Source organism: Actinokineospora terrae, from assembly GCF_900111175.1.
Classification (GTDB): Bacteria; Actinomycetota; Actinomycetes; order Mycobacteriales; family Pseudonocardiaceae; genus Actinokineospora; species Actinokineospora terrae.
On record NZ_FOGI01000006.1, the window covers coordinates 302,872 to 314,934 of the forward strand.

General features: G+C 72.4%; 10 protein-coding genes. 7 read left to right on the forward strand and 3 right to left on the reverse strand.

Annotation, left to right across the window (positions count from 1 at the left end; translation table 11 throughout):
* Positions 1–134 precede the first annotated feature (134 nt).
* The 7 genes from thyX (at position 135) to BMY07_RS15440 (ending at position 7,423) form a co-directional block, all read left to right on the forward strand.
* Positions 135–887: an FAD-dependent thymidylate synthase gene (thyX, locus tag BMY07_RS15410; RefSeq protein ID WP_092779132.1), complete on the forward strand. Its 753-nt coding sequence runs from the start codon at positions 135–137 to the stop codon at positions 885–887.
* Between the two features lie 3 nt (positions 888–890).
* Entirely contained in the window at positions 891–1,280 is a 390-nt protein-coding gene (locus tag BMY07_RS15415) for an ACT domain-containing protein (protein ID WP_092778752.1), read from the forward strand.
* 63 nt (positions 1,281–1,343) lie between these two features.
* Positions 1,344–2,810 carry a serine/threonine-protein kinase gene (locus BMY07_RS15420; protein ID WP_245782401.1) on the forward strand — a complete coding sequence of 489 codons (1,467 nt, stop codon included), beginning with the start codon at positions 1,344–1,346 and terminating at the stop codon, positions 2,808–2,810.
* Between the two features lie 26 nt (positions 2,811–2,836).
* Positions 2,837–3,457, forward strand: a complete 621-nt coding sequence (locus BMY07_RS15425; RefSeq protein WP_092778753.1) for a TIGR03085 family metal-binding protein — start codon at positions 2,837–2,839, stop codon at positions 3,455–3,457.
* 95 nt (positions 3,458–3,552) lie between these two features.
* Positions 3,553–4,566, forward strand: a complete 1,014-nt coding sequence (dapA, locus tag BMY07_RS15430; protein WP_092778754.1) for a 4-hydroxy-tetrahydrodipicolinate synthase — start codon at positions 3,553–3,555, stop codon at positions 4,564–4,566.
* 112 nt (positions 4,567–4,678) lie between these two features.
* Complete coding sequence (locus BMY07_RS15435) at positions 4,679–6,379, forward strand: ribonuclease J (protein ID WP_092778755.1); 1,701 nt, start codon at positions 4,679–4,681, stop codon at positions 6,377–6,379.
* A gap of 90 nt (positions 6,380–6,469) precedes the next feature.
* On the forward strand, positions 6,470–7,423 hold the full coding sequence (locus tag BMY07_RS15440) for a serine hydrolase (RefSeq protein WP_092778756.1): 954 nt from the start codon (positions 6,470–6,472) through the stop codon (positions 7,421–7,423).
* A 96-nt stretch (positions 7,424–7,519) separates the two neighbouring features.
* Here the strand turns inward: BMY07_RS15440 and BMY07_RS15445 are convergent, their stop codons facing one another.
* The 3 genes from BMY07_RS15445 to BMY07_RS15455 all read right to left on the reverse strand — a co-directional run bounded on the left by BMY07_RS15445 (position 7,520) and on the right by BMY07_RS15455 (position 11,823).
* Positions 7,520–9,763, reverse strand: coding sequence for a SulP family inorganic anion transporter (locus tag BMY07_RS15445; RefSeq protein WP_092778757.1), 2,244 nt, complete (start codon positions 9,761–9,763; stop codon positions 7,520–7,522).
* Positions 9,764–9,977: 214 nt separating this feature from the next.
* A complete protein-coding gene (locus BMY07_RS15450; protein ID WP_245782402.1) occupies positions 9,978–10,943 on the reverse strand; it encodes an EamA family transporter in 966 nt (321 codons plus the stop codon).
* Between the two features lie 55 nt (positions 10,944–10,998).
* Entirely contained in the window at positions 10,999–11,823 is an 825-nt protein-coding gene (locus tag BMY07_RS15455; RefSeq protein WP_245782403.1) for a lysophospholipid acyltransferase family protein, read from the reverse strand.
* Positions 11,824–12,063: the final 240 nt, after the last annotated feature.

The window sequence follows — 12,063 nt, forward strand, 5'->3', positions numbered from 1 at the left end:
ACCGCCCCGCGGGCGTCGAGGCGCCCCGACCCGAACGGGAGGGCGAAACGCGCTGAGCGGGTGTGCGGGAGGGCTCCGGGGGCGGGTTAGTGTGGCGCCGGACAGGCAGCAGGAGCCGACGTGAGGATGTGGACGTGACCGAGACGGTGTCGCCGAGGGTGCAGCTCATCGCCAAGACCGAGTTCTTCGCGCCGTCGGACGTGCCGTGGTCGACCGACGCCGACGGGGGTGAGGCGCTGGCCGAGTTCGCGGGGCGGGCGTGCTACCAGTCGTGGCGCAAGCCGAACCCGGCGACGGCGACCAACGCGGGCTACATCAAGCACATCATCGAGGTCGGCCACCTGTCGGTGCTCGAGCACGGCAGCGTGTCCTTCTACATCACCGGCATTTCCCGGTCGCTGACCCACGAGCTGATCCGGCACCGGCACTTCTCCTACTCGCAGCTCTCGCAGCGGTACGTGCCGGAGAAGTCGGCGGCCATGGTCGAGCCCGAGGTCATCGCGGGCGACCCGCAGCTGCACGCCAAGTTCCTCGCCGCCGCCCAGGCCGCGCAGGACGCCTACAACGAGCTGCTCGCGGGCCTGGAGCAGAAGTTCGCCGACGTGCCCAGCGCGACCCTGCGCAAGAAGCAGGCCCGCCAGGCCGCGCGCGCGATCCTGCCCAACGCGACCGAGACCCGCATCGTGGTCACGGGCAACTACCGCGCCTGGCGGCACTTCATCGCCATGCGCGCCACCGAGCACGCCGACGTGGAGATCCGCGCGCTGGCGATCGAGTGCCTGCGCCAGCTGCAGAAGGCCGCGGGCAACGCCTTCGCCGACTTCACCATCTCCGCGCTGGCCGACGGGTCCGAGGTCGCCTCCAGCCCGCTCGTCGCCGAGGGCTGAGCCGTGCGGCGACTCGTCATCGATGTGGTCGCGGGCGACTACGCGGTGACCCGGTTCGACCCGGGCACCGCCGTCCCCGCCGACCTGCTCACCGCCACCGGTCTGGTGTCGGTCACCAGCACCCCCGGCGAGGTCTCGGTCGTCGCCCCCGCCGCGGTGACCCCGCCCGGTGGCCGCACCGAGCCCGGCTGGCGGCTGCTGACCGTGCGCGGACCGCTGGAGTTCACCCTCACCGGGATCATGGCATCCATCGCCGGGTCGCTGGCCGCGGCCGGGGTGTCGCTGTTCGCGCTGTCCACGTTCGACACCGACCACGTGCTGGTGCACGATTCGGACCTCGACCGCGCGGTGGCCGCGCTGCGCGAGGCCGGTCACGACGTGCACACGAGTTGACCGGTTCGGACTCGCCCGCGCGGGTGGCCCACTAGGATTCGCGCGGCCAGAGGAGGTTTGCCGGTGTCGCAGGATCAGGGTCCCACCGTCGCGCACGGACCCCGGGTGGTGGCGGGTCGCTACGCGATCCTCAACGAACTCGGTCGCGGCGGCATGGGTGTGGTGTGGCTCGCCGAGGACCGGATGATCGGGCGGCACGTCGCGATCAAGGAACTGCACCTGCCCGACGGGGTGCCCGGCAGCGAGCGCGCGGTGTTCGAGGAGCGCGTGCTGCGGGAGGCGCGCACCGCGGGCAGGCTCAACGACCCGGCCGTGGTCACGGTGTACGACGTGGTCCAGGAGTCCGGGGCGACCTACATCGTCATGGAGCTGATCCAGGCCCCGACGCTGTCCGACGTCGTCCGCGAGCGCGGCCCGCTGCCCGCCGAGCAGGTCGCCAAGCTGGCCGAGCAGCTGCTCTCGGCGCTGGAGGCCGCGCACCAGGCCGGGATCGTGCACCGCGACGTCAAGCCGAGCAACATCATGGTCGCCGCCAACGGCCGGGCGAAGCTCACCGACTTCGGCATCGCCCAGTCGCTCGACGACCCGCGGCTGACCAGCAGCGGCATCCTCATCGGCTCGCCGACCTACATGGCGCCGGAGCGCATCCGCGGCGAGGAGGCAGGCGCCGGGTCCGACCTGTGGGCGCTGGGCGCGGTGCTGTTCTACGCGATCGAGGGCTACAACCCGTTCGAGCGGCCGACCACCGCGGCGACCATGCACGCGATCCTGGCCGAGGTCCCGTACCTGACCAGGGCGCAGGGCGCGCTGGCCTCGGTGATCAGCGGCCTGATGATCGGCACCCCCGCGGCCAGGCTCACCGCCGCCCAGGTGCGCGGCCTGCTCACGCACGTCCCGACCGGTCCGCCCACCGGCCCCACCATGATCACCGGCGGCACCGCGTACTTCCCGCACCAGAACCCCACCGGCGCCGTGCAGGCACCGCCGCCCGCCAAGCCCCGGACCAAGCTGCTCGCCATCGGCGCGGCGGTCGCGGTCGTGGCGGGCGCCGTCGGCGGCTTCTTCCTGAGCCAGGCGATCAACGCCCCTGCCGACAGCGAGCAGACCGTCGCGATCCAGAAGTTCAGCTACGGGGACTCGGGTGACTTCCCGGAGTTCACGGTGTCGGACGGCTACTGCAACAACAGCCTGTTGCAGAAGGGCACGGCGTTCGACTCATACGACGACTGCAAGAAGCCGTTCCAGATCCAGGTCTTCGCCACGCTGGAGCCCGCGAGCGCCTCGGCGCCGTGGACCTACCGCAAGTCGGAGCTGGAGGCGCTCGGCGAGTCCTACTGCGGCTGGTTCTTCAGCACGGAGCGGGTGAAGAACGACATCAAGGGCCAGCTCACCTACGCGGTGGTGGTACCGACGCAGCAGACCTGGGACGCCAAGGACTCCTCCGCCGGGCGCGACCACACGATCCACTGCGTCCTGGTCCGCAAGGACAAGGCGAAGATCACCGACAGCCAGGTCGAGTCGCCGTCCTGACCACTACCACTCGGTAGGGTGGGGGCATGGGTGTCGCCAGGGACGAACGCGCGCAGCTGAGCAGCTTGTTCACCGAGGTCGGGCCGGACGTGCCGACGCTGTGCGCGGGGTGGACCAGCCGCGACCTCGCCGCGCACCTGGTCGTGCGGGAGCGGCGCCTCGACGCCGCACCGGGCATCCTGATCAAGGCGCTGGCCGGGCACACCGAGCGTGTCCAGCGCTCTTACACCGCTCGACCCTGGTCGGAACTGGTCGAGTTGGTCCGCACGGGCCCGCCCGCGCTCTCGCCGTTCCGGCTGGTCGACGAGCAGGTCAACACCACCGAGTTCTTCATCCACCACGAGGACGTCCGCCGCGCGACCCCCGGCTGGGAACCGCGCCCGGCCGACCCGCGCCGCGACAACGCCCTGTGGGCCGCGCTCGGCCGCACCGCCAGGTTCTACTACCGGCGCAGCCCGGTCGGCATCGTGCTGCGCACCCCGGACGGCCGCGCCATCACCGCCCGCCCCGGTCCCGACCCCGTCACCATCACCGGCGAACCGGGCGAGCTGCTCCTCGATGCCTTCGGCAGGGCCAAGACCAGGATCGACCACACCGGACCGCAGGACGCCGTCGCGACCGTCCGATCGGTGCGCAGGGGTCTCTGACAGCGGGTCCGCGCGGTTGTCCACAACCCCCCGAACCGTGCACAAGATGGCAGTGGTAGAAGTCACCCCCGTTGCCAGCGGGTAGCGTCTTGCCCATGACCGCATGCCCCACCGCCGCACCCGGACGGCCCTTCGGCCGGGTGCTGACCGCCATGGCGACCCCGTTCGCCGCAGACGGGACGCTCGACCTCGACCGCGCCCAGGCCCTCGCCGAGCACCTCGTCGAGCTGGGCAACGACGGACTGGTGGTCAACGGCACCACCGGCGAGTCGCCCACCACGACCGACCAGGAGAAGTCCGACCTGGTCCGCGCCGTGGTCGAGGCGGTCGGCCACCGGGCGACGGTGATCGGCTCGGTCGGCACCTACGACACCGCGCACACCGTGGCGCTGGCCCGCGAGGCCGAGAAGGCGGGCGCCCACGGCCTGCTCGTGGTCACCCCGTACTACTCGCGGCCCCCGCAGGCCGGTCTGATCGCGCACTTCACCGCCGCCGCCGACGCGACACCGCTGCCGGTGATGCTCTACGACATCCCGCCGCGCTCGGTCGTCCCCATCGAGGTCGACACCCTGCGCAGGCTGGCCGAGCACCCGCGCATCGCCGCGGTCAAGGACGCCAAGGGCGACCTGCTCGCGGGCAGCCAGGTCATCGCCAGCACCGACCTGGCCTACTACTCCGGCGACGACGCGCTGAACCTCCCGTGGCTGTCCATCGGCGGCGTCGGCTTCGTCAGCGTCATCGGCCACGTCTCGGCCGGACGGCTGCGGTCCATGTTGGACGCCTACGAGACCGGCGAGGTGGGCACCGCCCGCGGTATCCACAACGGACTGCTGCCGGTGCTGCGCGCGTTCAGCCGCGTCGGCGGTGTCGTGTTCAGCAAGGCCGCGCTGCGGTTGCGCGGGCAGGACGCGGGCGACCCGAGGTTGCCGCTGCCGCCCGCCACCCCCGAGCAGCTCGAGGCCATCGGCGCGGACCTGGCGGAGGCTGGTGTCCCGCTCGCGCAGACCCCCGCGTCGCACGTGGCCAGTGCCCGGGTCGCGCACGCCGACGCGAACGCCGCCTACATCGCGACCACCACGCACACCAGCACCGGGACGGTGCGCCAGTGACCTTCTCCCCGGGCACCCCCGCCGCGGGGGCTCGTACGCCTGGCGCCTCGCCGGGCGCTCGCCCCCTCGACGCGCGCCCCTTCGACAGGACGGAAGGCCGGGTGAGCGCCCAGTGAGCCAACCCCCCAAGTCGGGCAAGTGGCCGACCAACCCGCCGCCCGCCCTGCCCGACGGCGGCCTGCGGGTCGTCGCGCTGGGCGGCATCGGCGAGGTCGGCCGGAACATGACCGTCTTCGAGCACGCGGGCAGGCTGCTCATCGTCGACTGCGGCGTGCTGTTCCCCGAGGACCAGCAGCCCGGCGTCGACCTGATCCTGCCCGACTTCCGGCCGATCGAGTCCCGGCTGCACGAGATCGACGCGCTGGTGCTCACCCACGGCCACGAGGACCACATCGGCGCGGTCCCGTTCCTGCTGCGGCTGCGCCCCGACCTGCCGGTCGTCGGCTCCCGGTTCACCCTCGCCCTGGTCGCCGCCAAGTGCAAGGAGCACCGGCTCGACCCCAGGCTGCGCGAGGTCACCGAGGGCGAGAAGATCAGCTACGGCGAGTTCGACCTGGAGTTCTTCGCGGTCAACCACTCGATCCCGGACGCGCTCGCGGTGGCCATCCGCACGCCCGCGGGCATCGTGCTGCACACCGGCGACATCAAGCTCGACCAGCTGCCGCTCGACGGCAGGCTCACCGACCTGGCCGGGTTCTCCCGGCTCGGCGACGAGGGAGTCGACCTGTTCCTGGTCGACTCCACCAACGCCGAGGTCCCCGGGTTCGTCATCTCCGAGCGCGAGATCGGCCCGGTCATCGACGGCGTCATCGCCCGTGCCGACCAGCGGGTCATCGTCGCCTGCTTCGCCAGCCACGTGCACCGGGTGCAGCAGGTGCTCGACGTGGCCGTCGCGCACGACCGCCGGGTCGCCCTGGTGGGCCGCTCGATGGTGCGCAACATGGGCATCGCCGCCGACCTGGGGCTGCTGTCGGTGCCGCCGGGGCTGCTGGTCAACCTCGACGAGGCGATGGCCATGCCCGAGGACAAGGTGCTGTTCGTGTCCACCGGGTCCCAGGGCGAGCCGCTCTCGGCGCTGTCGCGGATGGCGCGCGGCGAGCACCGGCAGATCTCCATCCGGCCCGGCGACACCGTCATCCTGGCCAGCTCGCTGATCCCCGGCAACGAGAACGCGGTGTTCGGCGTGGTCAACGGCCTGGTCCGGCTCGGCGCGCACGTGGTGCACCAGGGCAACGCCAAGGTCCACGTGTCCGGGCACGCCCCCGCCGGTGAGCTGCTGTTCCTCTACAACGCGGTCCGCCCCAGCAACGTCATGCCGGTGCACGGCGAGTGGCGGCACCTGCGCGCCAACGCCGAGCTCGCGGTCAAGACCGGGGTGCCCGCCGACCACGTGGTCATCGCCGAGGACGGCGTGGTGGTCGACCTGGTCGACGGGCGCGCCGCGATCACCGGGCGGGTCGAGGTCGGCCACGTCTACGTCGACGGCCTCTCGGTCGGCGACGTCGGCGAGTCCACCCTGTCGGACCGGCTGGTGCTCGGCGAGGGCGGTTTCATCGCGATCACCGTGGTGGTCGACTCGACCACCGGGCGCGCGGTGTCGGCCCCGACGGTGTCCGGCCGCGGCTTCTCCGACGACCCCAAGGCGCTCGATGGGGTGCTGTCGCTGGTGGAGATGGAGCTCTCGCACACCGAGTCCGAGGGCATCACCGACACCCACCGCATCGCCCAGTCGGTGCGCCGGGTGGTGGGCCGCTGGGTGGCCGACACCTACCGCAGGCGGCCGATGATCGTCCCCACCGTCATCCCGGTCTGATCTTCTGCCGGTCGGTGGGCTTGTCGGGCCCGCCGTGGCAGGCTCGACCGGGCGCGGGCAGCTCGGCCCGCGCCCGGTCGAGGGGGAGCGATGACGACAGGGGTGAACCGGCGCGCGGCGCTCGGGTTGGGCGCGGCCGCGGTGGCCGTGGTGGGGACGGGCATCCCGGCAGCCGCCGCTGCCGGGGGGCGCACGCCCGCCGAGCGGATCCAGCGGTGCTACCGGGCGGAGACCGCGCGGGCCGGTGGGGCGTGGCAGGCGCTGATCAGCCACCTCGGGCAGCCGGTGGTGGCCGAGCACGCCGACGACCTGGTGGAGGCGTACAGCGTCAACAAGGTCGCGGTGGCGGTCGCGGTGCTGGACAAGGTCGACCGGGGGCAGGCGTCGCTGGCGCAGCGGCTGGAGGTCACCGCCGAGATCGTGAGCTACACCGGTGACGGCATCTTCCCGCTCGACGGCGCCTACCCGAGCTCGGTGACCCTCGGGCACGCGCTGGCGCTGCTGCTGTCGGTCTCCGACGACACCGCGAACCGGTTGGCGGGCCTGGTGACGCCGACGGTCGAGGTCAACCAGACGCTGGTGGCCAAGGGTTTCCCGCGCACCCAGGTCTCGCCCTCGGCGAACCCGAACCGCTTCTACCTCGGCAAGACCACCCCGCGCGAGACCCACGACCTGTTCAACGCCCTCGCCGCAGGCCGCCTGCTGTCGGCGTCGTCCACCGAGTTCGTGCTCAAGATCCTGCGCTCCCAGGCCGCCCACACCGACGGCATCCGCCGCAACCTGTCCTCCGACGAACGAGCCCGCGTCGCCACCAAGGCAGGCTGGTTCACCAACGGCCGCAACGAAGCTGGCCTGGTCTTCGACGCCGCCGGAGCTCTCACCCTCACCTACGCCCTCTTCTCCCAAGGCGCAGGCGACCCCACCGACTTCGGCGGCACCAACGCCGCGGTTCAAGCCCGAGTGGCTTTGGGCCGCCTCTTCGTCGACCTCGTCGGCCCCGGCACCACTCGGGGTCCGGCCTACACCCCGACCAACGGCGGCTGACCCCGGTCCACTGTGGACACAGTTCGGCCCCCGGAGCGGATGAGCACGGACCAGGCCCGGGGTGAGTGACCCCGGGCCTGGTGGTGTGCGGTGGGATCAGCCGGTGAGGGCGGTGTCGGCCAGGGGGGTCAGGCGGTCGTTGTCGAGCATGAGCAGGGCGCCGGAGGGGATGTCGAAGAAGAGGCCTACCAGGCGGATGTCGCTGGCGGCCACCTCGGGGATGGCGCGCAGCTTCTCCAGTTGCACGGCCACGTTCACCATCGCCAGTCGGTCCACTTCGGACCAGCCCGCCTCGGCGGCGTGGTCGGCGATGGGGTGTCCGGCGCGCAGGGCGGTCAGGCTGGGCTCGCCCCAGCGCAGCCACTGGCCCATGGGGTCGCCCTCGGGCATGGTGCGCCGGTCGGCGAGCAGGGCGGCCATGCCGCCGCAGCCGGAGTGGCCGCAGACGACCAGGGTCGGCACCCGCAGGGCGCGCACCGCGTAGAGCACCCCCGCGTGCACCGACTGGTCGCCGACCGGCCCCGGGTCCGGCACCAGGTTGCCCACGTTGCGGATGGTGAACAGGTCACCCGGGCCGGACGCGGTGATCACGTTCGGCACGATGCGCGAGTCGGCGCAGGTCAGGAAGACCGCGTGTGGCTGCTGGGACCCGGCGAGCTTGCGCAGGTGCGGGCGCAGCGCGGGTGCCCCGGTCCGCTGGTACTCCTGCGCGCCGGTCACCAGCGGCCGCAGCACGTGGTCGTGGAGCGAGCGCTGCGCCGGGATCAGCGGGCGCTCGGTGTCCTGCCAGTGCGACCACGGCGAGAACCACCGGGGCAGACCGCTCCTGCTGTGCGGGATGTCGCCGATCTCGTCCACGGCGACCGTGCCGCCGGTGCCCTCGTGCTGGCGCTGCCAGGCGGAGAGGTGCTCGTACGCCGCGTGGTCGAGGTAGTCGACGACCAGTTCCAGGTGCACCGCGCTGCCGTCGGGGACCTGGGTCAGCACCCGCGAGAGCCGGGGCACCGACAGGAAGCTCAGCGTGCCCTCGACGATCACCGCGCACAGCGGCCTGCCGTCCTCGTCGGTCTCGTCGCCGGTGCGCACCCGCACCCTGGCCCACACCACCCGGCGCACCATGCCCAGCAGCGACACCGCGAGCCCGATCAGCACGCCCTGCAACAGGTCCAGCAACACCACCCCGGCCAGCGTGACCAGGTACACGTGCAGGTCGCCGTGCTTGCGAGCGACGGCGACATCGGCCGGGCGCACCAGCTTCACGCCCATCACGATCAATAGCCCGGCCAGCGCCGCCAGCGGCACCTGCTCGACCAGGCCCACCAGCAGCACGGTGAACAACAGCACCCAGATCCCGTGCAGCACAGCGGAAGCCCTGGTCCGGGCACCCGCGCGGACGTTGGTGGAACTGCGCACGATCACGCCCGTCACCGGCAGACCACCGAGCAGGCCGGAGGCCATGTTGGCGCTGCCCTGCCCGATCAGCTCCCGGTTCAGGTCGCTGCGGTGGCCGCTGGCCAGCTTGTCGACCGACACCGCCGAGAGCAGGCTCTCCACGCTCGCGATGATCGTCATGGTCGCCACGCCCACGGCGAAGGCGAACCACTCCCCGTCCGGCAGCTGCGGCAGGTGGATCGCCGAGAGCGGATCATCCGGCAGCGACACCCGCGCCACGTCGAGCACCAGCAGCACGCTCGCCCCGGTCACCAGCACGATCGCCACCAGCGGACCGGGCACCCCGCGCAACCGGGCGGGCATCCTCGGCCACAGCACCAGCATCCCGATGACCAGTAACCCCGTGGCGGCCGCGGCCGGGTCCAGCCCCGCGACGGCGGCGGGCAGGTCGCGCACGTTCTCCCAGGCGGACGCCTCCGCCGCGCCGCCCGTGAGGACGTGCAGCTGGCCGAGGACGATGGTCACGCCGATGCCCGCGAGCATGGCGTTGACGACGGTGGGGGAGATGGCGAGCGCGGCGCGGCCGATCCGGCAGGCGCCGAGCGCGACCTGCAGCACACCGGCGAGCACGGTGATCGCGCAGGTGACGGCCCAGCCGAACTGGGAGATCAGCCCGGCGACGACCACGGTGAGGCCCGCGGCGGGGCCGCTGACCTGCAGGGGGGACCCCCCGAGCGATCCGGCGACGACCCCGCCGATGACGGCGGCGATGAGCCCGGCCATGACCGGGGCACCGGAAGCGGCGGCGATGCCGACCGAGAGGGGGATGGCGACGAGGAAGACGACGAGCGAGGCGGAGAGGTCGAAGCGGGCGTCGTGGCGCAACCAGCGCCTGGCCGCCGCCGCTGGCGGCGCGTGTGCCGGACCGCTCGGGCGTAGCTGGCCCATGGCGGAACCTCCTGTGTGTCAGGTGAGTTGTCGGGTGTCATCGCAGGTCGGGTGATCCAGGCCGGGAGTCCCGGCCCTGGTGAGCACATGGTGACCGATCGACCACGATGTGTCGCGTCCGTCAGGTAAACGGCCCTTTACCTTTTTCGGTTCCGGTGACGGCGTGACAGGGACGACATTCACTCGACAGAGTGATTCCGACGTGACCGCGGTCTCATTCGGTGGGCAATGGTTCTGCTGGTGTGACAGGGGTGCGGGCCGCCAGTTGGACCAGCAGCGCCCCGCTCAGCAGCACCACCATGCCCACGATCTGCACCGGTTCCAGCACCTCGCCGAGCAGCGACCAGGCCAGCAGCGTGGCCACCACGGGCTCCGAGAGCGCGAGCACGCTGGCCACCTGCGAGGGCAGGTCGCGCAGAGAAGTGGTGCTCAGGGCGTACGCGATGGCCGTGCTGACCGCGGCGACGGTCACCAGCAGCACCCAGATCGGCAGTTCCGCGCCGCCGAGCCGGGCGGGCTCGCCGAGCCGCTCGAGCGGCATCCGCCACGGCGGCGCGACGACGAACAGGCCCGCCGCGCCCACGGCCATCCCCCAGGTGACCATCCCGATCGGGTGTTGCTCGCCCGCACCCTTCTCGCCGAGCAGGTAGTAGCCCGCCGAGCACAGCGCCGCGCCGACGCCCGCGAGCAGCCCCACCCCGTCCAGCGCCAGGCCGGACCACACCTGCGAGACCAGCGCCAGCCCGCCGAGCGCCAGCGCGGTGCCCAGCCACGACAGCGACGGCAACCGCACGTGCCGCACGAACCGCACCCACAGCGCGACCAGCACCGGCGAGGTGTACTCCAGCAGCATCGCCACGCCGACCGGCAGCCGGGACACGGCGAGGAAGAACAGGAACTGCACCGCGGCGACGCCGACGAGCCCGTAGGCGACCACGACCCGCCAGTGCTCCCGGCGGACCCGCAGGACGCTCGGCCTGACCACCGCGACCCCGACCAGCAGCATCAGCGCCGCAAGACCCGCCCGCGCGCTGGCCACCTGCTCCGGGGCGAACCCGGCCTGCATCACCGGCTTGGCCAACGGGCCGGAACTGGCGAAGGCGGTCGAGGCCACGAGGATGAACACCGTGCCCCTGGCGCGGTGGGACTCGCCAACCGGTACGGACGTCTTGGTGGTCACGCCGAGCAGTGTGTCCGAAGTCGACGGCCAGTGGTAGGACGTTTCCTGCCAGTCCTCACGGCCGCCAGGGGCTCGTCGAGTCGCACGGCCGGGTCGGGTCGTGGAAGGCGGGCTCGTCGGGCTGGTCCGCGCGCAACGGCGCCAGGTCGGCGGTGATCTGCCGCATGATCCGCGCGTGCGCCCGCACCGCGTCGCCGGTCGTGCCCGCCGACAGGTCCGACAGGTCGACCACCCCGCCGAAGTGCACCTTGAACACCGGCCGCCTGCGCACCGCCCGGAAGAACGAGGTCACCAGCGGCTTGACGTCGGCGGGCCCGGTGACCACCTCGGTGCCCCAGCACACCGCCTCGTGCGCGCCCCACTGGCTGATGGTCAGCACCGGCACGTCCCCGTGCAACGCCATCCGCGCCGCCCCGGTCTTGCCGCGCTCCGGCCACAGCCCCGGCTCCCGGCTGACCCGGCCCTCGGGGTAGAGCAGCAGCGGCACGCTCGCCGTGGTGAGCACCTCCGTGGCCCGCCCGAACACGTCGGCGATGTTCGCCTTGCCCCGGTCGACCCGCAGGTGACCGGCCTTGCGCAGGAAGTACCCGAGCACCGGCGCGTCCAACAACCCCCCGGTCAACATGAACCGCGGCAACACCCCCACCTTGCGCAACGCCGCGATCAGCACGAACGGGTCGAACATCCCGATGTGGTTCGCCGCCACCAACACCGGCTTGCCCCGCAGGTGCGCCGGGAACTCCCCGGTGATCTCGATCCGCCCCACCGACCGCACCAGCGCGTGGTCGATCGCACACATCACCCGCCACACCGGCGGGGTCTGCCCGGACCCACCCGGGGAGCGCGGCAGACGGGACTCGGGGCTGCGCAACGCGGACATGCGCGTGAGCATCGCACGCGCGCGCGGGCAAGCGATCCGAGGGATGCCAGATGCGATTCGCCCGCTGATCGGCGCGAGCACCTAGTCGCGAGCCGGGCTGGTCGGCTCGGCGCGGCCGTTGATTGGTGCGAGCATCTGGTGGTGGGCCGGTCGGTGTGGCAGCGCTGGCTGGGGTGGTTCGCCCGTTGATTGGTGCGAGCATCTGGTGGTGGGCCGGCCGGTGTGGCAGCGCTGGCTGGG

Coding starts and splice junctions, on each gene's coding strand:
- BMY07_RS15455 (WP_245782403.1), bottom strand. CDS start 11,823: ATGTCCGCGTTGCGCAGCCCCGAGTCCCGTCTGCCGCGCTCCCCGGGT.
- BMY07_RS15440 (WP_092778756.1), top strand. CDS start 6,470: ATGACGACAGGGGTGAACCGGCGCGCGGCGCTCGGGTTGGGCGCGGCC.
- dapA (WP_092778754.1), top strand. CDS start 3,553: ATGACCGCATGCCCCACCGCCGCACCCGGACGGCCCTTCGGCCGGGTG.
- BMY07_RS15445 (WP_092778757.1), bottom strand. CDS start 9,763: ATGGGCCAGCTACGCCCGAGCGGTCCGGCACACGCGCCGCCAGCGGCG.
- BMY07_RS15425 (WP_092778753.1), top strand. CDS start 2,837: ATGGGTGTCGCCAGGGACGAACGCGCGCAGCTGAGCAGCTTGTTCACC.